Consider the following 25,080-nt stretch of genomic DNA (forward strand, 5'->3'; position numbering starts at 1 on the left):
CCGCCGACCCCGCGTCAGTACGTCTCGCGCAGGCGCTCCTGGTCGACCACCGCTTCGCGGTCCGCGAGGCGACGCAGGCCCGCGAGGGGCTGGGCCATCCGGTGGTTGCCGCGGAGGACCGGCTCGGCCCGGTCGAGGAAGGCCCAGTACCCGGCGGTCACCGGGCAGGCGTTCTCGCCCAGGCGCACCTTCGGGTCGAAGCGGCAGCCGCCGCAGTAGTCGGACATCCGGTTGATGTAGGCGCCGCCCGAGGCGTACGGCTTCGTCGCGACGACGCCGCCGTCGGCGTGCTGGGACATCCCGATCACGTTCGCGGGCATCACCCACTCCGTGCCGTCGACGAAGACGTCCACGAACCAGTCGTTGAGCTCCGCCGGATCCCACCCCCGCTGCAGTCCCCAGTTGCCGAGCACCATCAGGCGCTGGATGTGGTGCGCCCAGCCGTGCCGGTGCACGTCGTCGAGCGTCTCGTGCAGGCAGTTCGCCTCGATGCCGCTCGGGTCGAGCGCGAGCAGCCCGGCGGGCAGCGGCGTGGAGGCGCCGAGCGCGCGGCTGCGGTTCCGGTACTCCGGCCCGAGGTGCCAGAACAGGTTCCAGACGTAGTCGCGCCAGCCGAGGATCTGGCGGATGAACCCCTCCGTCGCCGCGATCGGCGCGCCCCCGGCGGCGTACTCCGCCTCGGCCGCCTCGACGACCGTCCGCGGATCGAGCACGCCGAGGTTCATCGGGGCGCTGAGCAGCGAGTGCGCCATCGTCCAGTCGCCCGAGAGCATCGCGTCCTCGTAGGTCCCGAAGTCGCCCAGCCGCGACGACACGAAGTCGGCGAGCGCCGCCTCTGCCTCGGCGGGCGTCGCGGCGAAGCGGCGCGGACCGTCGGCGCCGACCAGGCGGACCGCCCCCTCGGCCTCCCAGCGCGCGAGGTCGGCGCGCACCTCCTCGTCGATGTCGTCCTCCTCCGGCCACCACGGGTCCGGCAGGCCGAGCCGGGAGGCGCCCTTGGGCGGAGGCTGGCGGTTGTCGTGGTCGTAGTTCCAGCGGCCGCCCTCGGGCTGGTCGCCGCGCATCAGCACGCCGGTGCGCTCGCGGCTCCACCGGTAGAAGTCCTCCAGCAGCAGGCGCTTGCCCGAGCGGGAGAGCGCCCACTCGCGGAAGTCCTCCTCGGCCGTGATGAAGCCGCGGCTGGGCAGGACGCTCATGCCGAGCCTGCGGGCGAGGCGGCGGCCGCCGCGGGTCGGCGGGTCGATCACCTCGAGGTCGTCGCGCCCGGCGAGGGCCTCGCCGAAGGTCTCGGAGCGGACGTACTCGGCGCGGTCCCCGAGCTCGCGGGCGCGGTGGCGGAGCGCCGACAGCAGCAGCTGCGCCTTGGCGCGGTGCATCGGGCGGCGCCCGAACGCCGATCGGGCCTCGACCAGCAGCATCGGACCGCCGTCGTCGAAGGCAGGGCCGAGCTGGCCGATGACGCTCCAGCGGGTGCGAGGGGGTCTGCTCATCCTCGGAGGCTAGGCGGACGGATCCGGCGCCGGTAGGAGTTGCGCGGCACGGATGTGCAGCCGCCACGTCTTGCACCCCCGCCCCCGATGCAGAAGTCTCGGAGCGAGCGCGGCCGATCCGACCGCGCACCGACGCGACGAAGCGAGGAGGCCGCCATGGCCCACCACGACCACGACAACGAGCACCACGAGGGTCACGAGCACCACGAGGGTCACGACGAGCACACCGCCGGCCACGGCCGTCACGTCGCCGAGGGCACGAGCACCGAGGACACCGAGGGCGGCGAGTACACCTCGACGGAGGGCGTCTCGCACACCGCCGGCGAGGCCGAGGGCAGCTACGTCGACACCTCGGTCAACGAGCAGAGCACCGCCGACAAGGGCAGCTACGTCGACACCAGCGCCGCGGGCACCTCCGCCGAGGGCGAGGGCGAGTACACCGACCGCGACGAGTGACCCTCGCCCGGGCGCCGCGCGTCCCGCCAGGACACCGCGCTCCCGCCGGTGTCCCGGCGGGGAGCCGGCGCCTCGGCGGGACGCGGTGGTCCGCCGGCGCTTCAGGCGGGCTTCAGCGGGGCCGCGGCTAGCCTGGGCTCGCGCGGACCCCCGCGCGCCGAGCCCGGGGAGGCCGCCATCCGCATCCTGGTCGTCGACGACGAGATCAACCTGCTCCGCGCCCTCGAGACGGGCCTGGAGGCCGAGGGCTTCGCCGTGGACACCGCCACCACCGGCACCGACGCCCTCTGGTACGCGCAGGAGGCCGACTACGCCGCCATCGTCCTCGACCTGATGCTCCCGGACGTCAGCGGCTTCCGCGTCTGCGAGCGGCTGCGCGCCGCCGAGGACTGGACCCCGATCCTGATGCTCACCGCGAAGGACGGCGACCTCGACCAGGTCGAGGCCCTCGACACCGGCGCCGACGACTACCTCACCAAGCCGTTCTCGTTCCCGGTGCTCGTCGCGCGGCTGCGCGCCCTCATCCGCCGTGGAGCCGCCGAGCGGCCCACGGTGCGCGTCGTCGGCGATCTCGTGCTGGATCCGGCGTCCCGGACCGTCGAGCGGGGCGGAGTCGCCGTGCCGCTGACCGCGCGCGAGTTCAGCGTCCTCGAGTACTTCGTCTCACGGGCGGGCGAGGTCGTCTCCAAACGCGACGTCCTCGGAGCCGTCTGGGACTTCGACTACGACGGCGACCCGAACATCGTCGAGGTCTACGTCCGCACCCTGCGCAACAAGATCGACCGGCCCTTCGGCCGCGACACCCTCCGCACCCGGCGCGGGGCGGGCTACACGCTGGTGGCCGGGTGAGCCGCCGGAGCCTGCGGACCCGCATCACCGCGGCCGCGACCGCCGTGGTGGCCGCCGCCGCGCTCCTCGGGAGCGTGCTCTTCGTCCTGGTCCTCTCCTCCGTGCTCGCCTCGAGCGCCGCCTCCGCCGCCGACGCCGAGGCGGAGCGGGTCGCTGCGCTGGTCGAACAGGGCGGCCCGGAGGCCGTCCGCGGCTCGGAGGGACTGGTCCAGCTCGTCGTCGACGGGCGAGTCGCCGCCGCGGCCGAGGACGCGGAGGACCTCCCTCCGCTCGCGCTGGCCGAGAGCGACGACCCGGTCACGGTCGACGTGGACGACGAGGGGCCGGTGGTGGTCGCCGCCCGCGAGCTCGACGACGACTCCCTCGTCGTGGTCGGCGTGCCCGACGAGGGCCGCGAGGAGGCGGTGTCCACGACGATCGGGCTGCTCGCGGTCGCCGTCCCGCTGCTGATCGCGCTGGTGGCGGTGGTGTGCGCCGTCGTCGTCGGCCGGGCGCTGCGCCCCGTGGAGCGGATGCGCGAGGAGGCCGAGGCGGTCACCTCCTCCGCCCTGGACCGCCGGATCGCCGCTCCCGGCTCCGGCGACGAGGTCGACCGGCTGGCGCACACCCTCAACCGGATGCTCGATCGGCTGCAGAGCGGGCAGGAGCGGCAGCGGCGCTTCGTCTCGGACGCCTCGCACGAGCTGCGCTCCCCCGTCGCGGCGCTGCGCCAGACCGCGGAGGTGGCGCTCGCGCACCCGGACCGGCTCGACTCCGCCCGGCTGGCGAGGACGGTCGCGGAGGAGTCGGTGCGGCTCGGCGGGCTGATCGAGGGCCTGCTGCTGCTCGCCCGGGCGGACGAGGCGCGCCTGGCCGTGGCGTCGGCCCCGGTGGACCTCGACGACCTCGCCCTCGGCGAGGTGCGGCGCCTGCGCGACTCCGGGGCCCGGGTCGACGCGAGCGGGATCTTGGCCGTGCAGGCGGTGGCCGACGAGGCCCTGCTCTCGCGGGCGCTGCGCAACCTGGTCGACAACGCGGTGCGGCACCGCTCCTCGCAGCTGGCGCTCTCGACCCGGATCGACGGAGCGGAGGCGGTGCTCGCGGTGGACGACGACGGGCCGGGGATCCCGGCGGCGGAGCGCGAGCGGGTGCTCGAGCGCTTCGTCCGCCTCGACGAGGGCCGGGCGCGCGACGCCGGAGGGTCGGGCCTCGGCCTGGCGATCGTCGCCGGGATCGCCCGGGCGCACGGCGGACGGGTCGTCGTCGGCGACTCGGCGCTGGGCGGCGCCCGGGTCGAGGTGCGGGTGCCGCTCGTCCGCTGAGCGGGCGCTTCAGGCCTGCTTCAGCGCCCGACCGCGAGAGTGCTGGAGGCGTCGACGAGCGGCGCCGGGACGGAGCCATCGTGCAGAAGAAGACGAAGATCATCGCCGGGATCGCCGGAGCGGTCGTGCTGATCGGAGCCGGGACGGGCATCGCCTACGCCGCGACCGACGGCTTCGAGGGGTCCGACTCCCTCACCGGCAGCGACCTGGACCGCGCGAGCGAGGCCGCGCTCGCCGAGATCGGCGGCGGGACCGTCACCTCGGCCGAGCGCGACGACGACGGCGCCACCGGCTACGAGCTGGACCTGACCGACCGCGACGGCCTCGAGTACGAGGTGCGCCTCGACGACTCCTTCGCCGTCGTGTCCGTCGACCCCGACGACCGCGCCCTCCAGACCGGCTCGGGCGACGACGGCGTGCCTGCCGGCGACCCGACCGCGGCCGCCGTTGACCCGGACGACCTCACCGGCGACGACCTCGCCCGCGCGAGCGAGGCGGCGCTGGGCGCCGTCGGCTCCGGGACCGTCACCGAGGCCGAGCGCAGCGACGACGCCGACCACGCCTTCGAGGTGGAGGTCACCCGCGAGGACGGCACGGACGTGGACGTCGAGCTCGACGCGGCGTTCGCCGTGCTCTCGACGCAGGAATAGCGCTCTAGCGGCCGCCGGGGCCCTTCGCGGCCCCGGGCGCGGCACCGCTGCCCGCGGGGGCGCCGACTCCGGTCGCCGCACCGCGAGCGCCCGGGCCGTTGCCGCCCGCGTTGCCGTTGCCGTTGCCGTTGCCGTTGCCGTTGCCGTTGCCGTTGCCGTTGCCGTTGCCGGGAGCGTTCCCGCTGTTGCCGGGTGCGTCGCCGCTGTTCCCCGGAGCGTCGCCGCTGTTCCCCGGAGCGTCGCCGCTGTTGCCCGGAGCGTCCTCGCCGGGAGCGGCCGGGGTCTCCTCCGCGGGCTCCTCCGGCTCGGTCGGCGTCTCCTCCGGCTCCGACTCCTCGGGCGAGGGGGCGGGGTCGTCCTCGGTCTCGACGGGGGCCGGCGTGTCCTCCGGCTCCTCCTCGACCGGGGTCGTCTCCTCGGGAGCCGGTTCAGTCGTCTCGGCCGGTGCCGGCTCCGGGGCTCCCGCGATCAGGGCCTCGAGGTCGCCGCGGACGACGTCGACCTGCGCCTGCACCGTCGCTGCGCGGTCGGAGCTGACGGATCCCTCGGCGAGCGCGGCGTCGAGCGCCGACTGCAGCGAGGCGAGCTCGGTGAGAGCGCCCTGGTAGTCGTCGGCCGAGGCCTTCTCGGCGACGGCCACCACCGCGTCGTCGAGGGTCTGGGCGGTGCCCTCGTCGATGCCCTGCGGCGCGGAGGAGCATCCGCTCAGCAGCAGGACCGAGGCGAGCACGGCGCCGGCGGCGCGCAGTCGGAGGCCCCTCACGAGCGGATGCTCTCGCGCAGCTGACGGAGGTGGTCGCCCAGCTCGCCGTCCACCTGCGGCAGAGGCGACTGGGGACCGTCGATCAGGATGATCGCGAGCCCGACGGCGACCGCGACCAGCGCGAGCACCAGCACGATCAGCCACGGGCTCGGGCCGCGGCGCTGCGGAGGGGCGGCCGCGGTGCGGAGCGGAGCCGTGCGCGGCGACGGAGCGGTCTGCGGCGCCGGAGCGGTCCGCGGTGCCGGTGCGATCCGCTCGGTCGCGGTGAAGCGCTGCGTCGGAGCGATCGCCTCCGTGGCCGGGTACGCGTCGGCCGCGAGCCGGCGGGTCGGGTCGAGCGCCTCCGTCCGCGTGATCGGCTCGGTCTCGGCGAGCGGCTCCGTCGACATCACCCGGGTGGCGGGGACGTCGGGGACGATGATGGCCGCCGGCGGGGAGTCGCGCCGCGGATCGATCAGGCGGCGTGCCGACTCCGCCACCTGCAGCGCGGCGGGACGCTCGCCGGGCTCGCGCCGCGTCATCGAGGTCAGGAGCGAGGTCCAGCCGCTGCCGAGCGACTCCGAGACCTCGGGGTCGCGGAGCAGGCGGGCGAGCGTGACCTCGATCGCCGAGCCCGTGAACGGGCGGCGGCCGGTCAGCGACTCCAGGAGCACCAGGCCGAGGGAGTAGATGTCGCTCGCCGAGGTGACCGGGTCGCCGTGCGCCTGCTCGGGGCTGAGGTAGGCGGCGGTGCCGATGAGGGTGCCGGGCGCGGTGATCCGCGTCGCGTCGATGAGGGAGGCGATGCCGAAGTCGGCCAGCTTCGGGCGGAACTCGCGGCTGGTCAGCGGGCTCGGGACGAGCAGCACGTTCGACGGCTTCACGTCGCGGTGCACGACTCCGGCCGCGTGGACCGTGTGCAGGGCCTCGCCGAGGTCGCCCGCCATCGAGGCGACGTCGTTCGGCGCGACCGGGCCCTCGGCGAGCCGCTCGGACAGGCTCGGGCCCTCGGCGAGCTCCATCACCATGTAGGCCTGGCCGTTGGTGTCGTCGCCGCCGTCGTGCGCGTCGTAGAGGGTGACGAGGGCGGGGTGGTTGAGCGCCGCGAGCAGCCGGATTTCGGACGCCTTGCGCTGCAGGTCCTGGGCGTCGTCGATGCCGGGGGCGAACATCTTCAGCGCGACGGAGCGGCCGAGGACGCCGTCTCTCGCCCGGTAGACCGTGGCCATGCCGCCGCGGCCGATGAGCTCCTCGATCGTGTACCGGCCGTCGACCGTCGTCCCGACGATGCGGGTGTCGCCTGTCCGGTGGGATGCCACGGGTCCTCCTCGCGGTCGGCGGCGGGTGTGCCGCGCCCCCCGGTGCGACCGTCGACCCAGGGTAGTACGTCGACCCTGCACGCCGCCCTCCCCCGGCCGGGCTGTCAAGCGGGTGCCCCCGCGCGCGCCCCGACGTAGCGTCGGAGGTCCCGACGAAAGGCGACGACATGGACCAGGACCGCACGGAGCAGGACGACCAGGGCTCGACCATCGGCAAGCCGGACGGGGCGGCTCCCGCCACCTCCTCCGAGAGCGAGACCATCGAGAAGGACATCTCGGAGTCGCCCGGCAGCGAGCGCGAGACCGAGGCCAAGCAGGACTCGGATCCGGCGGAGAGCCGCACCGAGGTCTCCGGCTCGGCCGAGGTGAAGGCCGTGCCCGGCACGGGCGGCCCGGACGACGTGGGCGACGTCGAGGTCGACCCCGACGAGGTCTCGCTGAACGGCAAGCCGTTCCCGGGTCACGCCGGCACGAAGTAGGACGCCCGGGAGGGGCGGGGCCGCGGCTCCGCCCCTCCCGTGCTCTCCGGTCCACCCACCACCCGTCGTCCGCCCTCGCCCGGGGGGTTCCGCAGATCGCGCGGATCGTCCCGCGCCTTCCGAGCGAACGGCCTCAGGCGACCGGCGTCAGCAGGCCCGGGTCGCGGCGGTCGACGGTGCGGGAGTTGTTCACGCGGCGGTCGACCGGGTGGGCCGTGACGGTCGAGGCCATCGCGACGGACGCCCGGTCGAGGGTGGCGAGCATCTCCTCGGCGGAGGCGAGCGGAGCCGGGTCGAGCCAGGCGTCGCGCACGTCGGGCGTGAGGAACACGGGCATCCGGTCGTGCACTTCGCCGGAGGCGTCGCGCGCCTCGCGGGTGATGATCGTGAAGGAGACGCGCCAGTCGTCGCCCTCCTTGCGGGCCGTGTAGAGGCCGGCCGCGGCGAGGATCGGCTCCTCGCCCTGCAGGAACCAGGGCTGCTTGCCGTCGGCGCGGGTCTCCCACTCGTAGTACCCGCGCATCGGGACGATCGCGCGCTGCTTGGCGAACGCCCCGCGGAACAGGCCGTTCGTCGCGACCGACTCGAGGCGCGCGTTGATCGGCGAGGGCCCCCTGCCCTTCGACCAGGACGGGGTGAAGCCCCAGGACGCGAGCTCCAGCTCGCGCTCCCGCTCGCCGTCGTGGAGCCGCTCGCGGACGATCGGCGCGACGTCGGTGGGAGCGACGCTGTAGTCGGGCGCCCAGTCCTCGGCGCGCCCGCCCGCGGCGACGAACTCGCGGATCAGCTCATCGGTCTCGGAGTCCATCGCGAAGCGGCCGCACATGCGGGACAGGCTACGCCGCACCTCCGACGCCGCGCGAGGCGCCCGGTCCGACCACCCGGGACTTCGCGGACCAGAAGCGCATCAGCGCGCCGGCGAGGATCGAGCCCAGCGCGCCGGCGGCGAGGTCGCCGAGCGTGTCCTCGTAGCCGACGAAGATCGAGGAGTCGATGAAGCGGTGCCCCGCCCACTCGCCCCACTCCCACAGGACGCCCGCCGTCGTCCCGAAGCAGGCGCAGAGCACGACCGCCGGGAGCAGCGGCCCGCGATCGCCCGCGACGGCCGGCACGACTCCGGCCCGCGCGGCGACGATGTAGGCCACCGCGGCGATCAGCCCGTTGAGCACGCAGTGCACGACCAGGTCCCACTGCGGCCAGGCCTCGTAGAGGCCGAGGACGCTGCTCCAGGACGCCACGAGCAGCGCGAGCCCGAAGAGGGCGTCGAGCGCCGGACGGATGCCGAGGAAGCGCGGCAGCACCAGCCCGATCGCCGCGAGCGCGAGCACCGCCACGTCGACCAGGTCCCAGCCGATCGCGGCCGCCACGATGCTCGCCGCCCCGATCGCGCGGATGCCGTCGGCCGTCCACTCCCCGCGGGTGCGCGGGGGCTCGAGGAAGGTCTCGACGAGGGCGGAGCCGCTCACGGCTTCGTGAAGCGCAGCACGGCCTGGACCGGCTCGTGGTCGGAGGCCGCCGCTCCCCCGTAGCGGACGGCGTTGATCCCGGCGGAGACCACCTCGAACGCGCCCTCGCTGACGAGCAGCCAGTCGATCCGCTTGCCCGGCGCCGGCGCGCGGTAGTTCGAGAAGGTGCTCCACGAGTGGGTGAGGTGCTTCTCCGCCGTCTCCCACGCGTCCGCGAGGCGGCCCTCGTCGAGGATCGTCCGGTAGGGGACGGTGTCGACGTCGGTGTTGGTGTCGCCCATCACGATCGCGGGGCGTCCGAGCTCGAGGACGCGGCGGGCGATCAGCTCGGCGGAGCGCTGGCGCGAGCGCCGCGAGATGTGGTCGAAGTGGGTCGAGACCACGGTGAGCTCGCGGCTGGTCGCGTGATCGGTCAGCTCCGCGATCACGGCGGTGCGCGGGATGCGGTTGCCCCAGCTGCGCGAGCCGGCGACGTCCGGGGTGTCCGAGAGGGCGATCTGGGTCCAGTGCCGGACGGCGTAGCGGCTGCGGTCGACGAAGAGCATCACGCGCTCGCCGCCGCGGTCCGCGTCCCGGCCGAAGCCCATCGCCTCGAAGGAGGAGCCCAGCGCCTCGTGCACGGCGGCCGACTGGTCCGGCAGCGCCTCCTGCACGGCGAGGATCGAGGGGCGCTCCTGCTCCAGCACCCGCTGGACGAGCGGGCGGCGCCGGTCCCACTGGTCGACGGCGCGGGAGGTGAGGCGCGGCATCCGCCGGCGGATGTTGTAGGTCATCACGTGCAGATCGGGCGCCTCGGTCGGGCCGATCAGAGGCGTCGCGTCGGTCATCACTCCACCCTACGGGGGCGGATCGAGGTGCCACGGAGGCTTGCGGTGACCGCTCCCGGCCGCTCTACTTCGGACATGCCCCTCTCCCAGGACCTCACCGCCCTCGCCGACGAGCGCTTCGTCTCGCTCACCACGTTCCGGAAGTCCGGGGACGCCGTCTCGACCCCGGTCTGGATCGCCCGCGACGGCCACGAGCTGATCGTCACCACTCCCCGCCGCAGCGGCAAGGTGAAGCGCCTCCGCAACGACGCGCGGGTGACCCTCGTCCCGTGCGACCGCCGCGGCCGCGTCTCCGACTACGCGGTGCCGGTCGAGGCCGCCGCGGAGATCGACGCCGACCCCGGCGAGGTCGAGCGCCTGGGCCGCGTGTTCCTGGCGAAGTACCGGCTCGAGTACCGCGTGTTCCTCCTGATCGAGGGCCTGGTCACCCGCGCCGACCGCACCCGCGTGATGCTCCGCGTCTCCGACCGCTGACCCGCACCGCCCTACACCCCCGGAGGCTCCCGCCGGAAGGCCTGGGGGCCGCCGGACCCGGGGTCTACCGTGGGGCGATCGCCGGTGCCCCTGCGCGCTTCCCGCGTGCGCTCCGGCGGCAGTCAGAAGGAGCACGCAATGAGCATCGGAGCAGGGATCTTCCTCCTCGTCGTCGGCGCGGTCCTCGCCTTCGCGGTGGACGTGCAGGTGTCCGGGATCGACCTGAAGCTGGTCGGCTACATCCTCATGGCGGCCGGAGCGGTCGGCCTGATCCTCGGGCTGGTCCTGCTGACGCGCCGCCGCCAGGCCGTCTCGACCACGCGCTCGGCCGTCGACCCGGCCAGCGGCGAGCAGGTCACCCGCCGCTCGAGCGAGAGCGACGGCCCGCTGATCTGATCGGCGGAACGACGAAGGGCGGGACCTCGCGGTCCCGCCCTTCGTCGTTCACGGCCCTACTCGGCGGGCTCGTCCGGCTCGCCGCCGGAGACGGTGTCGGTGTCGCCGCCACCGGAGGAGGTGTCCGTCCCGGTGCCGTCGGGGAGGTCCTCGGTCTTCTCGGTGTCCTCACCCGTGGTGCGGTCGGTGCTCATGGCGCTCTCCCTTCGCGTCGGCGACCTGCCGACCCTCCCACTCTGCTCCGCCTGCGCCTCGCGGGGCAGGGGGTAGCGGAGGCGGAGGCCGGCGTGGAAGGCGCCTACTCCTCGACGACGATGGTGGTGATGACCGGGTTGCGGCGGTGGCGGCGGGTCAGCCAGCGGCCGAGGGTGCGCGTGATCAGCGCCTCCATGGCCTCGAGCTCGACCGGCTTGCCCGCGGCCTGCAGGACGGCGTCGTCGATCGCCTTGCTCGCGTTGGCCTTCCAGCCCGGCTCCTCGACGAAGCCGCGGGTGAAGAACTCGACCGGCTCGCCGAGCGTGCCGCGGTCGAGGTCGGCGATGGCGAGGACCGTGATGGCCCCCTCCTCGGCGAGGACGATGCGGTCGTTCATCGCGTCCTCGGTGGCGACTCCCATCGTGGTGCCGTCGACCAGGATCTGCTCGGCCGGGATGCGCCCGCTGATGCGCGAGCGGCCCTTCACCAGGTCGATCGAGACGCCGTCCTCGATGACGAAGACGTCCTTCTCGTCGATCCCGGTGCGGGTCGCGATCGCCGCGTTCGCGGTGAGGTGGCGCCACTCGCCGTGCACGGGGAGCACCGCGGTGGGGCGGAGGATGTTGTAGCAGTAGGCGAGCTCGCCCGCGCTGGCGTGACCCGAGACGTGCACCTTGGCGTTGCCCTTGTGCACGACCGTGGCGCCCCAGCGGGTGAAGGCGTTGATGATCCGGTAGATCGCGTTCTCGTTGCCGGGGATCAGCGAGCTGGCCAGCAGCACGGTGTCGCCGGGGCCGATGTCGATGATGTGGTCCTTGTTGGCCATGCGCGAGAGCGCCGCCATCGGCTCGCCCTGCGAACCGGTGCAGATCATCACGATCTCGGTCGCGGGGAGCTTCTCGAGCACCTTCATGTCGACGACGAGGCCGGCCGGGATCTTGAGGTAGCCCAGGTCGGCGGCGATGCCCATGTTGCGGACCATCGAGCGGCCGACGAAGGCGACCTTGCGGCCGTGGCGCTGCGCGGCGTCGAGGACCTGCTGGATGCGGTGCACGTGGCTCGCGAAGCTGGACACGACGATGCGGCGCGGCGCGGTGCGGAACACCTGGTCGATCGCGGGGGCGAGGTCGCCCTCCGAGATCGCGAAGCCGGGGACGTCGGCGTTCGTGGAGTCGACCAGGAACAGGTCGACGCCCTCGTCGCCGAGGCGCGCGAAGCCGGGGAGGTCGGTGGTGCGCCCGTCGAGCGGGAACTGGTCCATCTTGAAGTCGCCCGTGTGCAGCACGAGGCCGGCCTCGGTGCGGATCGCGACGGCGAGCCCGTCCGGGATGGAGTGGTTCACGGCGAGGAACTCGAGGTCGAAGACGCCGGCGTCGATCCGGTCGCCCTCCTTCACCGGGCGCGTGCGCGGGGTGATGCGGTGCTCCTGCAGCTTCGCGCTGATCAGCGCGAGGGTGAAGGTCGAGGCGATGATCGGGATGTCGCCGCGCTCCTTGAGGAGGTACGGCACGCCGCCGATGTGGTCCTCGTGGCCGTGGGTGAGGACGATGGCCTCGATGTCCTTCAGGCGCGAGCGGATCGCGGCGAAGTCGGGGAGGATCACGTCGATGCCGGGCTGGTTCTCCTCGGGGAAGAGGACGCCGCAGTCGACGATGAGCAGCTTGCCCTTGTGCTCGAAGACGGTCATGTTGCGGCCGATCTCGCCGAGGCCGCCGAGCGGGGTGATCCGCATGGCGCCCTTCTCGAGGGGCTTGGGCTTGGGGAGCTCGAGGTGGTGGCGGGCGGGCTTGGCGGTTCTGGCGTTTCTCATGCGGTTCTTCCGGGAGGGAGTGGCTGGACGCGGGCGCGCGGCGCAGGGTCCGACCGCGCGCCCGGTCGGGCCGCGGTGATGTGTCGCTCCGGCGCTGTGAGCGCTGTCGGGAGCGGGTGGAGGTGTGCGGGACGGGGCCGGGCGGGGCCGCTCTCAGCGGGCGGTGCCGTCCGTGCGGCGCGCTCTCGCGCACCGACCGTCCCGTACATCCTGCCAGCGTTCCCTGGGTCGCGGGTCCAGGAGGCGGGATCCGGGCCTCGCAGGCGCTCAGGCGCGTGCGTCCTCGACCTCTCGCCGACCCACCGCGTCCTGGCGGCTGCGGAGGAGCTGGCGGCCTGGCGCGCGTGACGGGCGCCGTTCGATGGCTTTACTGCGCTTCACTCGATCTGGATAAAGCACAGTAAGACTCCTGAACCGGCCCGTATGGATGCCGTCGACAATCCCTACACGCCGAACGCGGGAGCGCGACCGGAGATCCTCATCGGCAGAGACGAGCAGACCCAGGCGTTCCGCACCCTGCTGACGCGCCTGCGACGGGGCCGCACGAACCAGTCGATGATCGTCACGGGGCTGCGGGGCGTCGGAAAGACGGTCCTTCTCAACGGCTTCCGGACGATCGCCCAGGAGGAGAACGGGGACAGTGATCGAGTTCGAGGCGGTCAAGCACGACAAGGGCCGGTTCCGCCAGGTGCTGGCATCCCAGCTCAAGGCGGCACTCCTCCGCCTGTCCCCCCGCGCGAGATGGACCGACCGCGGGAGGCACGCCGCCGCGGTCTTGAGCGCCTTCGCGGTGTCTGTCGGAGCGGACGGCGAGTGGTCCATCGGATGGGATGTACCGCCGGCAGAAGGAGTGGCCGATCATCGGGATCTCGGACTGGACCTGACGGACGTCCTCGTCGCCGTGGGTGAAGCGGCGGCCGAGCAGGGCGAGGGGATCGTCCTGCTCATCGACGAGGTCCAGTTCCTCGACTCACCGCAGCTCTAAGCGCTCATCCAAGCCATCCACAAGACCGTGCAGCGGAGCCTCCCCGTCACGTTCGTCGGTGCCGGTCCTCCGCAGATCGCCGAGCTTGTCGGCGATGCGAGATCGGACGCCGAGCGGCTCTTCACCTTTCCGCGGATCGACTCGCTCGATCACGACGAAGCGGTAGCGGCTCTCCGAGAGCCGGCAGCGGCCGAGGGCGCGGTCTACGACGACGACGCTGTTGAACTCGTAGTCGAGATCACGACCGGATACCCCTCTTTCATCCAGGAACTGGGCTACCAGGTCTGGACGGTGGCTGAGAACGATCGCATCCACCGGGAGGACGTCGAACTGGCGAGGGAGGCCTACGAGGCGAAGCTGGACAGCTCCTTCTTCCGCGTGCGACTCGATCGGGCGAGTCCACTTCAGACCGCGTACATGCGAGCCATGGCGGAGCTCGGACCAGAGCCCCAGAAAGCGGGCGACGTCGAGGCGCTTCTGGAGCGCGCGTCCACTCAGCTCGGATCGGTCCGCGCGGAGCTGATCGGGATGGGGCTCCTGTTCACTCCCGAGCACGGGTACGCCGCGTTCACTGTTCCGGACTTCGACCGGTTCATGAAGCGTGCAGTCCCCGTCTTGGAGGTGCCTCCCGTCGTGAGCCGGGGAGCCCGTCGAGCACCCGCCACCGAGGTCTGAGCCAGGCCGCACCCGTTCACGGCCGCCCGGCGTCAGGACTCGTCGGCCTCGAAGCGCAGGGACCGGTCGGCCACCGGCAGCCCGGAGTCGCGCACGGCGGCCTCGATCGCGGCGTGCCCGCCGTCGGGCGCGACGATCCGCAGGCCGTCCTCGGTCGCCCAGTAGGCGGTGACGCCGTGCTCCTCGACGAGGGTCGTGAGCAGCGCGGCGGTCCGCTCCTGCTCGCCGGGACCGACGGTGATCGCGGCCCAGGGACCGGAGATCTCGACCAGGGCGCCCCGCTCCGCGCCCGCAGCGTCCCGCAGGTCCTCCGCCGCCCGGACGATCGGGAGCAGCGCGGGCAGCCCGCCGGAGACGTCCTCGAAGGAGTCGAGGGCGAAGGACCCCTCGCGGAGCGACGCGTGCAGCTCCAGGTCACGGCCGAGCCCGTCGATCCGCTCGAGCAGGGCCGACGCGTCGACAGCGGGAGCGGGGCACGCGGCGGTCGGCTCCTCCGCGCCCGCGAAGGAGAGGGTGTTCCCGCCTGCGGACGTCGCCCGGAACGACCACAGCACCGGATCCGCGTACTCGGTCGCGCAGGCCGTCGCGAGGGCGTCGGCGAGCGCCGGCTCCTCGACCGCGACCCCGACCCAGGAGGTCGGCGGGCCGAACGCCGGCGCCTCGACCCAGCGCTCGGCGCCGTCGAGGGAGACTCCGGGCACCGCGGCGACCTCGCTCGTCAGACGGTCGAAGCCGGCGTCGGGCCGTGCGAACGGCGTCTCGTCGATCGTCCAGACGAGGAGCGTCAGCCCGCCGGCGGCGAGGGCCGCGGCGAGGACGCCGGCGACGGGGAGGAGGAGGCGACGGGACACGCCCCCATCCTCGCTCCCCTCCTCCGCGGCGTCACGTGGACATCGGGTGAACGGACGGTGCGCCGGCGTCGACGGCTCCCGCCTCGATCGAGCGCATCATCCGCGTGTTCACGGGCGACGGGTGGATCGAGTCGACCCGGACGCCGGTGCCCGCGACCTCGAGGGCCGCGCTCCTGGTGAGCCCGGCGACCCCGTGCGTCGAGGCGACGGAGGGGCTGAGGCCCGGGGCGCCGTCGAGCCCGGCGACGGAGGAGGTGGTGATCACGCTGCCCCGCCCCTGCTCGATCATCCGCGGCAGCACGGAACGGAGCCGGTGCCGACCCGCTCCCAGCACGCTAGGCGGCGGCCGACCGCCTGCCACGGGGGTCGACCTCCGCGGGGGTCAGGGGTTACCGGCGCAGTCCCGAGACGAGCGCGAGGAGCCCGTCCATCGACTCGACGACGAGGGGCGGGAGGTCGCCGCGCTCGGCGACGAAGGCGATCGGGGTGGTCGCGACGACGTGCCCGGCGAGCTCGCCGTCGACGTGCACGACCAGGAGGCCCGCCCCCTCGGCCTCGGGGGTGCCGACCACGACCTCCCGCTCGCCGAGGAAGCCGGTCCGCGGATCCTTCCGGGCGGAGCGGATCCACGCGGGCAGCGGCTCCTCGGCGACGTACCTCGAGAGCGCGTCCTCGAGCGACGGGCAGGTCACGTCCTCCTGCGGCAGCCCGAGGCGGTGCGCCTCGAAGCCGCCGTCGACCGGCGTGATGAAGCCGAGCACGGCCTCCGGCTCCCGCAGGTCCTCGGTGCGGGCGCGGACCCGCCAGCCGTCGTCGCCGACCGGGTCGAGCTCCACGTCGTCGACGGTCGCGGGCAGTGCTGTGCGGATCACGGGTGGTCCTTCCTCGAGGGACCGTCCAGTCCACCGGACGGCGGAGGGCGCGTCACCGGGGTTGACGACGGTCGCACCACCCGCATCGAGCACGCCCGCTCCGGACGCGTCCGACTGCTCCCGCTCCGGCACAAGGCCCAGCGCGCGGGCCGCCGTCTCCGCTTGACTGGGGGCGACGCGCCGACCCTCGGCGCACCCGGGAGGCGACATGGCGAACCACCGTTTCGAGCTGCGGTCCGGCCGCGGGATGGGCGTCTCGGCGGCGGGCGATCCCGTCGCCGACCGGCTGGTGGTGTTCTGCCACCCCACTCCCGGAGCGGGCGGCTTCGACCCCGACCCGACCGTCACCGGTCCGTGGGGTCTGCACCTGCTGATCCTCGACCGCCCCGGCTACGGCGCCTCGGACCCGGTCGACGCCGCTCACGGCCGCGTCGAGGACCGCGCGGACGACCTCGCCGAGTACCTGCGCCGCTCCGAGCGCACCGCCCGCATGGTCGAGGGCGCCCGCTTCGGCAGCGTCGGCGTGGTCGGCTGGGGCTCCGGCGGCGCGTTCGCGCTCTCGCTCGCGGCCCGGCACCCCGACCTCGTGGACCGCCTCGCGCTGGTCGGCACCCCCGCGCCCCCGCAGGCCGGCGTGATCGTGCACCCCACCAGCGCGTGGGAGCGGCGCGAGACCCTCCGCGGAGAGGACGCCGACGCGATCGCCGCCGCCCTTCCGCAGACGCAGCCGGGCCTGGACGCGCTCGGGATCGACTCCGACGACCCGGTGCTCGCCACCCACGGCGGACTGCGCAACCGGCTGGAGCGGATGCTCGCCGAGGGCTGGCGGCAGGGCTCGAGCGGCGCCGCGACCGACCTCGCGGCGCTCCGCGACGGCTCCTGGGCCGACGACCTCGACCGGGTGACCGCCGAGACGCTCCTGGTCCACGGCGACGCGGACCCGGTGGCGAGCGCCGAGGACGGCCGCTGGTACCGCGGCCGCCTCGCGCGGGCGCGCACCGTGACGGTCGACGGGGCCGGCCGGCTGGCGCTCGTGCGCGAGTGGCGCCGGATCCTCGACCACGTCGCTCCGCTCGAGCGCGGGGCGGAGGGCCGATGAGCCGCCTGGGCGCGGGCCCGCTCGTGCTCGTGTCGGCGATGGCGGTCTCGGGAGTCGTGCACCTGGTGCACCCGCGGACCTTCGACGCGGTCGTCCCGCGAGGGATGCCCGGCTCGGCGCGCGGATGGGTCCTCGTCTCGGGAGCGGCGGAGCTGGTCTGCGCGGCCGCGACGCTGCACCCGCGGACCCGCGCGGCCGGCGGTCTCGCCTCCGCCGCCCTGATGGCCGCCGTCCTCCCCGGCAACGTGCAGATGGCGCGGGACGCCCGTCGGCCTCGGACCCGGGTGATCACGCTGCTGCGCCTCCCGCTCCAGATCCCGCTCGTGCTCTGGGGTCTTCAGGCGGCACGCAGCCGCTGACGCAAGCCCGCGCGGGCGCGGATCGCCCGCTGCTACCGTCCAGGCATGACCGACCAGAGCGCGGACGACCGCCACGACCAGCTGACCAGCGCCCCGAAGGCGACGGAGGCCGACGCGGCCCCGCGCATCGAGGTCTCCACCACCGAGGCCGGCGACACCCGCATCGACATCCGCGAGGACGCCGCCGTGCGACCGGGCCGTGTCGACGAGAACGGCGACGAGCTCGACGAGAGCCGCGACGATGCCTGAGCGCCGCCGTGCCGCGCTCGTCTACAACCCCGTCAAGGTCGACCTGGAGTCGGTGAAGGCCGCTGTGAAGCGCGCCGAGGAGGCCGCCGGCTGGGAGGAGACGCTCTGGTACGAGACCTCCGTCGAGGACCCCGGGGCCGGTCAGACGAAGGAGGCCCTCGCCGCGGGCGCCGACGTCGTGATCGCGGCCGGCGGCGACGGGACGGTCCGCGTCGTGGCGGAGGCCCTCCGAGGCTCCGACGCCTCGCTCGCGCTGCTGCCCTCCGGCACCGGCAACCTGCTCGCGCGCAACCTGAACCTCACGCTCGACGACATCGACAACTCCCTGACCGTCGCGTTCTCCGGACAGGACCGGGCGATCGACGTCGGGATGATCGACATCGAGACCTCCACGGGCCGCGACCGCCACGCCTACGTCGTGATGGCGGGCCTCGGGATCGACGCGAAGATGCTCGCCAACACCGACGACGACCTCAAGAAGCGGGCCGGCTGGCTCGCCTACGTGGACGCGCTGCGGAAGGCCCTGCTCGACAAGAACCAGCTCGAGTTCCGCTACCGCCTCGACGGCTCGAAGACCCGCAAGGTGCGCGCGCACACGATCATCGTGGGCAACTGCGGCGCCCTGCCGGCGAACATCCTCCTACTGCCGGACGCGGCCGTCGACGACAGCGAGTTCGACATCGTCCTGCTGCGCCCCGAGGGCTTCTTCGGCTGGGTGCAGATCATCTTCAAGGTGGTGTGGGAGAACGGCGTGCTCCGCCGCAGCGGCATCGTCGGCAAGAAGCTGATGGGCCTGACCAAGGAGGTGTCGGCCCTGCGGTACGTGAAGGGCCGCGACCTCACGGTCCGCCTCGAGCACGCGCAGGAGATCGAGCTCGACGGCGATCCGTTCGGCTCGACCTCGGCGTTCCGCACCTGGATCGAGCCCGGCGGGCTGACGGTGCGCGTCCCGGCGTAGCGCCGGCGGCGGCCGGGCGGATCCGCCCGGTCCGCCTCCCGCCGGGAGAGAGGATCGTCATCCCTCCCGGCGGAGGCGTCTGCTCCGAGCAGGGCGGTGCAGTGCGGCTTCGGGTACCGCACCCCATGCACCTGCATGAACACGGCGACTGTAGTGCGGAATCCGTCGCCGCCGCAACGATCCGCGGGGCTCCGGCGGCTCGAATGGGTAATTCCACCGTGCGATGCTCCGTGACCGCGACGGATTCCGCAGCTGATTCGCCCCGGCAGGAACGTGATCGCCCGTCCGTCGATCGACGGGGCTTCTCCTCGGCACGGTGCCGACACGCGCACGAAACGCCCGCCCGCTAGCGTGCGGACATGACATTCCGTGCGTCAGCCGCGCTCAGCGCGCTCGTGGCCTCCTCCCTCCTCCTCGCACCCGCCGCCATCGCCTCCCCCGCCGCCCGCGCGGGCGCCGTCGACGGGGGCACCAGCGCCGGCGATCCCTACTTCCCCGGCCTCGGCAGCAGCGGCTTCGACGCCCTCACCTACAGCCTCGTCCTGAAGTACGATCCGGCGACCCGGGCCCTCGGCGGCAGGGCCGTGGTCACCCTCGCGCCCCAGAAGGACCTGCGCTCGCTCTCCTTCGACCTGACCGGCCTCACCGTCTCGAAGGTCACCGTCAACGCCGGGGTCGCCCGGTTCTCGCAGTCGGGGGACGAGCTGACCGTCACGCCCGCCCGGACCCTCCGGAAGGGCCTGCCCGCGCTGGTGAGCATCGACTACGCCGGGACCACCGGGAACCCCGTCGACGGCACCGGGGCCCCCTTCGGCTGGTGGTCGACGGACGACGGCGCCCTGGTCGCCAGCGAGCCGGACGGCGCCTCGACCTGGTACCCCGTCAACGACTCGCCCGCCGACAAGGCGCGCTACACCTTCAGCATCACGGTCCCGGAGGGCCGGACGGTCGTCGCGAACGGCCTGCCGGTCGGCTCCCCCACCACGTCGAAGGGGTGGACGACCTCCCGCTGGGTCGAGACCAGCCCGATGGCGAGCTACCTCGCCATGGTGAACATCGGCGACTACGACCTGGTCCGCTCCACCCAGGGCGGCGTGACGACCATCGACGCGATCGACCGGGACATCACCGGCGACTCCCGCGCCCGCACCGAGGCGGCCCTCGCGAAGCAGGGCGCGATCATCGACTACTTCTCCTCCGTCTTCGGCCCGTACCCGTTCCGCTCGGCCGGAGCCGTGGTCGACGACGAGCGGATCGGCTACGCCCTCGAGACCCAGGGCCGCTCGTTCTACTCCGGCGGCGCGGACGAGTCGACCGTCGCGCACGAGACCGCGCACCAGTGGTACGGCGACAGCGTCACGCCGGAGACCTGGTCCGACATCTGGCTGAACGAGGGCTTCGCGACCTACGCCGAGTGGCTCTGGGAGGAGCACACCGGCGGCGCGAGCGTCACCGAGTCCGCCGCCCGGGTCGCCGCCGCTCCCGCCGACGACCCGTTCTGGTCGACCGCCGTCGCCGACCCCGGAGCCGCGGGCCTCTTCGACGCGCCCGTCTACGCCCGCGGCGGCCTGACCCTCGTCGCCCTCCGCGACCGGATCGGCGCGGACGCGTTCGGCGTGCTGCTGAAGCGCTGGGCCTCCGAGAACCGCTACTCGAACGCGACGACCGCCGACTTCCAGGCCCTGGCCGAGAACGTCTCCGGCTCCGACCTGGCGGACTTCTTCGACACCTGGCTGCGCACGCCGGAGAAGCCCGCCGGTCTCTGACCCCCGGATCGCCGCGGCGCGGCCGGGGTGTCAAGGAGGGACGGCAGGTCGGCCCGAGCCGATACCGTCCCTCCATGGGCTTCTTCGACCGCAACGACTCCTCGACCAGCGCCGCCGCGCCGCAGCCGAGCGCACCCGATCCGCAGCGGCGGATCTGGAGCGACGGCCTCGGCCGGTTCGCCACCCGCTGCCTCCAGGTGGTCATCGTCCTCCTGCTGGCCTCGGTGCTCGTCTTCGCGATGACGCAGCTCACGCTGGTGCTCATCCCCGTGATGATCGCGCTCATCCTCGCCGCCGCGATCCACCCGGTCCTGGCGTGGATGCGGCGCAAGGGCGTGCCGTCGATCCTCGCGACCTGGCTGGCGCTGATCGGGCTGCTCGCGATCCTCGGCGCGGTCGGCTGGCTGATCACGGTCGCGGTCCGCAACCAGTGGGACGAGCTGGTCAGCAGCGCCTCCGACGGCATCACCTCGCTGCAGGACTACGTGCAGCACCTGCCGTTCCAGATCACCGACGAGCAGATCGAGTCCGCCCGCCAGTCGGTCGTCGACTTCCTCACCTCCAGCTCGTTCGGCAACGGCGCGCTCGCGGGCGTCTCCGCGGCGGCGAACTTCATCACCGGCCTCGTGCTGATGATCGTGGTGCTGTTCTTCTTCATGAAGGACGGCCCGAAGATCTGGGAGTTCCTCCTGCGCCCCTTCACCGGCTCGGGCTACGAGCGCGCCAAGCGCGTCGGGCACAAGACGGTCGACGTACTGGGCGGCTACGTCCGCGGAACGGCGACCGTCGCGGCGGTCGACGCGATCGGCATCGGTGTCGCGCTGGCGATCATCCAGGTGCCGCTGGCGATCCCGCTGGCCGTCATCGTCTTCCTCACCGCGTTCATCCCGATCGTCGGAGCCACGGCCGCCGGCATCCTCGCCGCTCTCGTCGCCCTGGTCGCCAACGGCCCGGTCGCCGCGCTGATCGTGATCCTGGTCGTCATCGGGGTCAACCAGCTCGAGGGCAACTTCCTCCAGCCGGTCGTGATGGCGCGCTCGCTGAAGCTGCACCCGCTGATCGTCCTGATCGCCCTGACCGTGGGCACCGTCCTCGCCGGCATCGTCGGCGCCGTGCTGGCCGTGCCGATCGCGGCCGTCGTCTGGGGCATCGTCTCGATCTGGAACGGACCCTCCGACCCCGCCGAGCCCGCGCGGCAGAAGCGCGCCGAGACGGTCTAGGCCCCCGGGATCGTCGAGCGCGCGCCTAGCGCTCGACGATCCCGTCGCGCAGCGCCTGCCGGCGGAGCGAGATCTTCGTGCCGACGGCCAGCCCCTCCGCCCGGTACTTGCCCCGGGCGCTGCGCAGCGAGCTCCGTGCGGCGTCCTGGGTGATGCCGAGGAGCGTGGCGACCTGCTTCAGCGGCATCCCGTCGACGAAGAGGCGGACGATCTCCCGCTCGCGGTGCGTCAGGGTGCCCGGGCGGTCGGCCCCGAGCAGCTCCCGCGTCTGCGCCGTCAGGAAGCGCTCGTCGCGCGCCGCCGCTCGGATCGCCGCGAGGATCGTCTCGGTCCGCTCGCTCTTGACCACGTAGCCGTGCGCCCCGGCCTCGAGCGCCCGGTTGATCGTCCCCGGCTCGGAGTGCGTGCTGATGATGATCGTGGCGGCGCCGGCGGCCGCGATGATCCGGATCTTCATGGCGAGGTCGAGCTCGTCGCCGAGGTCGATGTCGAGCAGCACCACGTCGGTCGGGAAGGCCGGGTGCGCGAGCAGGTCCGTCCAGGTGCCGGCCGTCGCCGCCACGCGGATGTCCGTGCCCGAGCGGCGGATCCACTCCGCCAGCGCCGCCAGCAGGATCGGGTGGTCGTCGAGGATGGCCAGCGTGATCGCGGGCTCGTCGCTCATGTCGTCGTCCTCCTCCGGGGCCGGTGGGCGACGAGGATCCTCGTCGCGCCGTGGTCGGTCGTCGTGCGGTGCTCGCCGAGCTCGCTGAGGATGCCCCAGACCGAGCGGTCGAGGTCGCGGGCGCGGATGCCCGCGGCGACCAGGGCGAGCTCCACCCCGCCGCTCTGGCCCGGCTCCAGGCGGACGGCGAGCGGAGTCCTCCCCGCGGGGGCGGTGAGCAGCCAGAGCACCGAGAGCAGCCGCGAGCGGTCGAGCGGGGCCAGCAGCGCCGCAGCCCCGCTCGGATCGTCGATCGCGACAGCGGAGGACAGCAGCGCCGACTCCTCCACCGCGATCCTCAGCCAGGTGCGGTCGTGGCTGCGGGCGAGCGCCTCGCGGAGCTCGTCTCCGAGCACCCGCGCCCGCTCGCCCAGCTCCTCGTCCAGCGGCACCGGCGTCCGGACCCGTTCGAGGAGCTCCTCGATGCGGGCGTCCACCTGCGAGAACTCGTCGTCCGCGGCGTGGACGGTGCCGTCGGCCAGGCTGCGGTCGAGCGTGCGCCGCACGTACTGGTCGAGCGAGGTGAGCACGACGACGCACACGGCCGCGGGCGCGACGGCGAGGAGGACGTTGCTCACCGCGAGGGCGGCGCCTCCGTCGCCGAGGAGCGCCTGGCCGACGAGGCCGAGCGCCGTGAGCCCGACCAGGACCACCAGGGCGAGGAACGAGCGCGAGAGCGGCTGGAAGGTGATCAGCGCGATCACCCCCGCGCCCACTCCCACGCAGACCGACGGGTAGTACATCGGAGCCGGTGTCGGCAGGGCGTGGTCGGCGAACTCGAGCAGCAGCGCGGCCACGTCCACAGCGAGGACGCCCGCGAAGGCCCGGCGGGGCAGCTCGCCGTGGCGGCGGAGGGCGATCGAGACCCCCACCGCGCTCGCGGCGACGACCAGCAGCCAGGAGAGTCCGCTCAGCCAGGTCGCGGACCGCGCGTCGAGGGACCAGAGGTACGAGATCACTCCGCGGATGTCGAGCAGCACCGCCATCGTGAGGAAGCCCAGCCCGAGGTAGCTCCCGCTCAGGCGGTTCGGCCGGGTGAGGCGCTCGCGGATGCTCCACAGCGCGCCCGGGCTCCTGTCCGCCGCCCGGACCAGCTCCAGGAGCGTCCCCTCCTCCTGCCGCGACCCGCTCACAGCGGCACGCTCAGCAGCACGGTCGCGCCGGACCCGGGCGCCGAGAAGACCCGGACCTCGCCGCCCACCGTCTCGATCCGGCCGACGACCGACTCCGCGAGGCCGAGGCGTCCGGCCGCCACCGCGGCCGGGTCGAAACCGCGCCCCTCGTCCGAGACGACGACGCGGAGCGAGCCCGCCTCCTCCGCCACGCTCACGTGGGCCAGGGCCGCTCCGGAGTGGCGCCGCACGTTCTCGAGGCACTCCCCGGTCGCGCGCACCACGGCGTCGAGCACCTCCGGTCGGATCCGCGGCTGCGCACCGCCGTGCCAGCGCACCTCCACGCCCACCGCCGCCGACCGCCGACCGAGCGCGAGGAGCGCCTCCGGCACCCCGGCCGCCCCGTCCGGGTCCGGCTCCTCCACCGTCTCCAGACCGCGCAGGAGGGCCAGGTCGGCGGCGGCCCGGTCGCGCAGCACGGGAGCGGGCACGCCCTCCCCCCGGTGCGCCACCAGCGTCAGCGTCGCCAGGATCGTGTCGTGCATCAGCCGCGCGTCGGCGCGGTGCCGGGACTCGCTCTCGCTCGAGCGGCGCTCGGCGTCGTGGGCGGTCCGGAGGCGGGCGGTGCCGACGTGCGCACGCGCGACGCAGCCCGCGAGCCACCGCGCGGCGGTCAGGAGCAGCGCCCAGCAGACGACGACCGAGATCAGGACGAAGGGAGCGCGCCCGGACGCGCCCGTCGCCGCCGCGCCGAGGGCGAGGACCGGGAGCAGCGCGAGGACCGCGGCCCACGGCATGCCCCGCCAGGAGCCGACGGCGAGCAGCGCGCACGGCAAAGCCATCGAGGCGAGCATCGTGATCCCGCCCAGAACGGCGCGGAGGGAGGCGTCGACGCCCGGCGAGAGGAAGGCGGCGAGTGCCGCGACGTCCAGCGCGGATCCCAGGATCACGGCCCTCGTCCCGGTCGCGACCGATCGGCCGGGCGCGAGCTGCACGAGCGCCGAGACGACCAGCAGCGCCAGGCTCGGCAGCACCGTGATCAGCTGCGCGGGCGTCAGGGCGAGCAGGTGCAGCGCGGAGGCGGCGGTCAGCACCCCGCCCGCCCGCCGGGCGCAGAGCACGCCGACCTCGCGCTGCTCGCGCAGCAGCACCGCGGCGTCGGCGGGCCGGGGAGGCAGGGGCACGGTGACCTCGGGAGGACGGGCTCCGGGCTCGTTCCGGGGCGACGGTGGCGGGGAGGCTGTGGCGGGGATCGGCGGCGGGGAACGGCGCGATCCGAGTCGTATCGTGGCACACCGCGACCCGCCCGGACAGCGGTTCCGGCCGCCTCGCGCACGCGGATCGGCGCGCCGTCTGACGCGTGCGGTCGCGCTCGGGGGCAGTGATCCCGTAGAGTCGAGACATCTCCTGGGCGATCGCCCGAATTCCACGGCTGAGAAGTCGCACGACGACGAAGAGACTCAGCCCCTGATAGAGACCGCACCGACTGAGAGCATCGTCCTCGGTCGTCCGGTTCGAACGCCCGCCTCGCACGCGGGTACCGCCCTTCACAGGACGCCGCGGAAGCCGCGCCGTTCCTCGTTCGACCCCCGCTCCACCGGCACGCCCGGTCCGCGGGACGTTCTCCCCCGCAGAGCCGCCCTCCCCCGGAGGCGCGAGCTCAGCCCCTAGACGACCCGGACGACTCCGGCAGACGCGTGTTTCACCCGCGGAGGCCGAGTCGAGCGGGTACCGCACACTCGTGCGGACTCTGACGACGCAGGCCCCGGTCGGCGTC

29 protein-coding genes and 1 pseudogene are annotated in these 25,080 nt (G+C 73.8%); 16 read left to right on the plus strand and 14 right to left on the minus strand.

Features of this window, described 5'->3' with window-relative positions; genetic code table 11:
- Nucleotides 1–14: 14 nt before the first annotated feature.
- Nucleotides 15–1,490: a cryptochrome/photolyase family protein gene (locus C5C56_RS04770; RefSeq protein ID WP_104258008.1), complete on the minus strand. Its 1,476-nt coding sequence runs from the start codon at nucleotides 1,488–1,490 to the stop codon at nucleotides 15–17.
- 156 nt (nucleotides 1,491–1,646) lie between these two features.
- On the opposite strand from C5C56_RS04770, the gene C5C56_RS18120 reads away from it, so the two are divergent.
- The 4 genes from C5C56_RS18120 to C5C56_RS17730 all read left to right on the plus strand — a co-directional run bounded on the left by C5C56_RS18120 (nucleotide 1,647) and on the right by C5C56_RS17730 (nucleotide 4,746).
- Nucleotides 1,647–1,946 (plus strand): hypothetical protein, encoded by a 300-nt coding sequence (locus tag C5C56_RS18120; protein ID WP_219813870.1) that lies wholly within the window; start codon nucleotides 1,647–1,649, stop codon nucleotides 1,944–1,946.
- Between the two features lie 177 nt (nucleotides 1,947–2,123).
- Nucleotides 2,124–2,795, plus strand: a complete 672-nt coding sequence (locus C5C56_RS04780) for a response regulator transcription factor (RefSeq protein WP_104249963.1) — start codon at nucleotides 2,124–2,126, stop codon at nucleotides 2,793–2,795.
- Nucleotides 2,792–4,096 carry an ATP-binding protein gene (locus C5C56_RS04785; RefSeq protein WP_258065581.1) on the plus strand — a complete coding sequence of 435 codons (1,305 nt, stop codon included), beginning with the start codon at nucleotides 2,792–2,794 and terminating at the stop codon, nucleotides 4,094–4,096. The genes C5C56_RS04780 and C5C56_RS04785 overlap by 4 nt, the downstream gene beginning before the upstream one ends.
- A gap of 80 nt (nucleotides 4,097–4,176) precedes the next feature.
- Nucleotides 4,177–4,746, plus strand: coding sequence for a PepSY domain-containing protein (locus tag C5C56_RS17730; protein ID WP_104319174.1), 570 nt, complete (start codon nucleotides 4,177–4,179; stop codon nucleotides 4,744–4,746).
- Nucleotides 4,747–4,750: 4 nt separating this feature from the next.
- Here C5C56_RS17730 and C5C56_RS17475 read toward each other — a convergent pair whose 3' ends face one another.
- Together C5C56_RS17475 and C5C56_RS04800 are read right to left on the minus strand one after the other, a co-directional pair.
- Entirely contained in the window at nucleotides 4,751–5,509 is a 759-nt protein-coding gene (locus C5C56_RS17475; protein ID WP_146086447.1) for a hypothetical protein, read from the minus strand.
- Nucleotides 5,506–6,807 (minus strand): serine/threonine-protein kinase, encoded by a 1,302-nt coding sequence (locus C5C56_RS04800; protein ID WP_104319175.1) that lies wholly within the window; start codon nucleotides 6,805–6,807, stop codon nucleotides 5,506–5,508. The genes C5C56_RS17475 and C5C56_RS04800 overlap by 4 nt, the downstream gene beginning before the upstream one ends.
- A 167-nt stretch (nucleotides 6,808–6,974) precedes the next feature.
- Here C5C56_RS04800 and C5C56_RS04805 point away from each other — a divergent pair, with 167 nt between their 5' ends.
- Nucleotides 6,975–7,286 (plus strand): hypothetical protein, encoded by a 312-nt coding sequence (locus tag C5C56_RS04805; RefSeq protein WP_104222919.1) that lies wholly within the window; start codon nucleotides 6,975–6,977, stop codon nucleotides 7,284–7,286.
- A gap of 133 nt (nucleotides 7,287–7,419) precedes the next feature.
- Here the strand turns inward: C5C56_RS04805 and C5C56_RS04810 are convergent, their stop codons facing one another.
- Genes C5C56_RS04810 through C5C56_RS04820 form a run of 3 tightly spaced genes read right to left on the minus strand, consistent with a single transcriptional unit; the run spans nucleotide 7,420 to nucleotide 9,579 of the window.
- Nucleotides 7,420–8,112: an SOS response-associated peptidase gene (locus C5C56_RS04810; protein WP_104226115.1), complete on the minus strand. Its 693-nt coding sequence runs from the start codon at nucleotides 8,110–8,112 to the stop codon at nucleotides 7,420–7,422.
- Nucleotides 8,113–8,122: 10 nt separating this feature from the next.
- Nucleotides 8,123–8,752: a hypothetical protein gene (locus C5C56_RS04815; protein ID WP_104226114.1), complete on the minus strand. Its 630-nt coding sequence runs from the start codon at nucleotides 8,750–8,752 to the stop codon at nucleotides 8,123–8,125.
- On the minus strand, nucleotides 8,749–9,579 hold the full coding sequence (locus C5C56_RS04820) for an endonuclease/exonuclease/phosphatase family protein (RefSeq protein WP_104319176.1): 831 nt from the start codon (nucleotides 9,577–9,579) through the stop codon (nucleotides 8,749–8,751). Before C5C56_RS04820 ends, C5C56_RS04815 begins: the two co-directional genes overlap by 4 nt.
- Before the next feature lie 75 nt (nucleotides 9,580–9,654).
- On the opposite strand from C5C56_RS04820, the gene C5C56_RS04825 reads away from it, so the two are divergent.
- Together C5C56_RS04825 and C5C56_RS04830 are read left to right on the plus strand one after the other, a co-directional pair.
- Nucleotides 9,655–10,053, plus strand: a complete 399-nt coding sequence (locus C5C56_RS04825; RefSeq protein WP_104246944.1) for a PPOX class F420-dependent oxidoreductase — start codon at nucleotides 9,655–9,657, stop codon at nucleotides 10,051–10,053.
- 138 nt (nucleotides 10,054–10,191) lie between these two features.
- Nucleotides 10,192–10,449, plus strand: a complete 258-nt coding sequence (locus C5C56_RS04830) for a DUF6458 family protein (protein WP_104222924.1) — start codon at nucleotides 10,192–10,194, stop codon at nucleotides 10,447–10,449.
- Between the two features lie 56 nt (nucleotides 10,450–10,505).
- Here the strand turns inward: C5C56_RS04830 and C5C56_RS17735 are convergent, their stop codons facing one another.
- Together C5C56_RS17735 and C5C56_RS04835 are read right to left on the minus strand one after the other, a co-directional pair.
- Nucleotides 10,506–10,643 carry a hypothetical protein gene (locus C5C56_RS17735; RefSeq protein WP_159940924.1) on the minus strand — a complete coding sequence of 46 codons (138 nt, stop codon included), beginning with the start codon at nucleotides 10,641–10,643 and terminating at the stop codon, nucleotides 10,506–10,508.
- A 104-nt stretch (nucleotides 10,644–10,747) separates the two neighbouring features.
- Nucleotides 10,748–12,454: a ribonuclease J gene (locus tag C5C56_RS04835; RefSeq protein WP_104269459.1), complete on the minus strand. Its 1,707-nt coding sequence runs from the start codon at nucleotides 12,452–12,454 to the stop codon at nucleotides 10,748–10,750.
- 423 nt (nucleotides 12,455–12,877) lie between these two features.
- On the opposite strand from C5C56_RS04835, the pseudogene C5C56_RS18250 reads away from it, so the two are divergent.
- The 3 genes and pseudogenes from C5C56_RS18250 to C5C56_RS18260 all read left to right on the plus strand — a co-directional run.
- Nucleotides 12,878–13,024, plus strand: a pseudogene (locus tag C5C56_RS18250) (ATP-binding protein); the annotation flags it as partial.
- 70 nt (nucleotides 13,025–13,094) lie between these two features.
- Nucleotides 13,095–13,439, plus strand: a complete 345-nt coding sequence (locus C5C56_RS18255) for a hypothetical protein (RefSeq protein WP_258063221.1) — start codon at nucleotides 13,095–13,097, stop codon at nucleotides 13,437–13,439.
- Between the two features lie 27 nt (nucleotides 13,440–13,466).
- Nucleotides 13,467–14,114 (plus strand): hypothetical protein, encoded by a 648-nt coding sequence (locus C5C56_RS18260; protein WP_258065583.1) that lies wholly within the window; start codon nucleotides 13,467–13,469, stop codon nucleotides 14,112–14,114.
- Between the two features lie 32 nt (nucleotides 14,115–14,146).
- On the opposite strand, the gene C5C56_RS04845 is transcribed toward C5C56_RS18260, so the two are convergent.
- From C5C56_RS04845 to C5C56_RS04855, 3 genes are read right to left on the minus strand one after another with little or no spacing between them, the layout of a single operon-like run.
- Nucleotides 14,147–14,965, minus strand: a complete 819-nt coding sequence (locus C5C56_RS04845) for a hypothetical protein (RefSeq protein WP_104287832.1) — start codon at nucleotides 14,963–14,965, stop codon at nucleotides 14,147–14,149.
- 31 nt (nucleotides 14,966–14,996) lie between these two features.
- Nucleotides 14,997–15,326, minus strand: a complete 330-nt coding sequence (locus C5C56_RS04850) for an SDR family NAD(P)-dependent oxidoreductase (RefSeq protein ID WP_308471498.1) — start codon at nucleotides 15,324–15,326, stop codon at nucleotides 14,997–14,999.
- Nucleotides 15,327–15,354: 28 nt separating this feature from the next.
- Nucleotides 15,355–15,837: a hypothetical protein gene (locus C5C56_RS04855; RefSeq protein WP_104319177.1), complete on the minus strand. Its 483-nt coding sequence runs from the start codon at nucleotides 15,835–15,837 to the stop codon at nucleotides 15,355–15,357.
- Nucleotides 15,838–16,045: 208 nt separating this feature from the next.
- On the opposite strand from C5C56_RS04855, the gene C5C56_RS04860 reads away from it, so the two are divergent.
- The 6 genes from C5C56_RS04860 (at nucleotide 16,046) to C5C56_RS04885 (ending at nucleotide 21,488) form a co-directional block, all read left to right on the plus strand.
- The gene (locus C5C56_RS04860) at nucleotides 16,046–16,936 is read left to right on the plus strand and encodes an alpha/beta fold hydrolase (RefSeq protein ID WP_104246947.1); all 891 of its coding nucleotides are present in this window, start codon (nucleotides 16,046–16,048) and stop codon (nucleotides 16,934–16,936) included.
- The gene (locus C5C56_RS04865) at nucleotides 16,933–17,295 is read left to right on the plus strand and encodes a hypothetical protein (protein ID WP_104222929.1); all 363 of its coding nucleotides are present in this window, start codon (nucleotides 16,933–16,935) and stop codon (nucleotides 17,293–17,295) included. The genes C5C56_RS04860 and C5C56_RS04865 overlap by 4 nt, the downstream gene beginning before the upstream one ends.
- A gap of 45 nt (nucleotides 17,296–17,340) precedes the next feature.
- The gene (locus C5C56_RS04870; protein ID WP_104222930.1) at nucleotides 17,341–17,544 is read left to right on the plus strand and encodes a multidrug transporter; all 204 of its coding nucleotides are present in this window, start codon (nucleotides 17,341–17,343) and stop codon (nucleotides 17,542–17,544) included.
- Nucleotides 17,537–18,502, plus strand: a complete 966-nt coding sequence (locus C5C56_RS04875; protein ID WP_104319178.1) for a diacylglycerol kinase family protein — start codon at nucleotides 17,537–17,539, stop codon at nucleotides 18,500–18,502. The genes C5C56_RS04870 and C5C56_RS04875 overlap by 8 nt, the downstream gene beginning before the upstream one ends.
- Before the next feature lie 359 nt (nucleotides 18,503–18,861).
- On the plus strand, nucleotides 18,862–20,268 hold the full coding sequence (locus C5C56_RS04880; RefSeq protein ID WP_104319179.1) for a M1 family metallopeptidase: 1,407 nt from the start codon (nucleotides 18,862–18,864) through the stop codon (nucleotides 20,266–20,268).
- 74 nt (nucleotides 20,269–20,342) lie between these two features.
- Entirely contained in the window at nucleotides 20,343–21,488 is a 1,146-nt protein-coding gene (locus tag C5C56_RS04885; RefSeq protein ID WP_104319180.1) for an AI-2E family transporter, read from the plus strand.
- A 25-nt stretch (nucleotides 21,489–21,513) separates the two neighbouring features.
- Here C5C56_RS04885 and C5C56_RS04890 read toward each other — a convergent pair whose 3' ends face one another.
- Genes C5C56_RS04890 through C5C56_RS04900 form a run of 3 tightly spaced genes read right to left on the minus strand, consistent with a single transcriptional unit; the run spans nucleotide 21,514 to nucleotide 24,487 of the window.
- The gene (locus tag C5C56_RS04890; protein ID WP_104287829.1) at nucleotides 21,514–22,152 is read right to left on the minus strand and encodes a response regulator; all 639 of its coding nucleotides are present in this window, start codon (nucleotides 22,150–22,152) and stop codon (nucleotides 21,514–21,516) included.
- Nucleotides 22,149–23,324 (minus strand): hypothetical protein, encoded by a 1,176-nt coding sequence (locus tag C5C56_RS04895; RefSeq protein WP_104287828.1) that lies wholly within the window; start codon nucleotides 23,322–23,324, stop codon nucleotides 22,149–22,151. Before C5C56_RS04895 ends, C5C56_RS04890 begins: the two co-directional genes overlap by 4 nt.
- Nucleotides 23,321–24,487: a sensor histidine kinase gene (locus C5C56_RS04900; protein ID WP_104287827.1), complete on the minus strand. Its 1,167-nt coding sequence runs from the start codon at nucleotides 24,485–24,487 to the stop codon at nucleotides 23,321–23,323. The genes C5C56_RS04895 and C5C56_RS04900 overlap by 4 nt, the downstream gene beginning before the upstream one ends.
- Nucleotides 24,488–25,080: the final 593 nt, after the last annotated feature.

Source organism: Rathayibacter sp. AY1D1, from assembly GCF_002932635.1.
Classification (GTDB): Bacteria; Actinomycetota; Actinomycetes; order Actinomycetales; family Microbacteriaceae; genus Rathayibacter.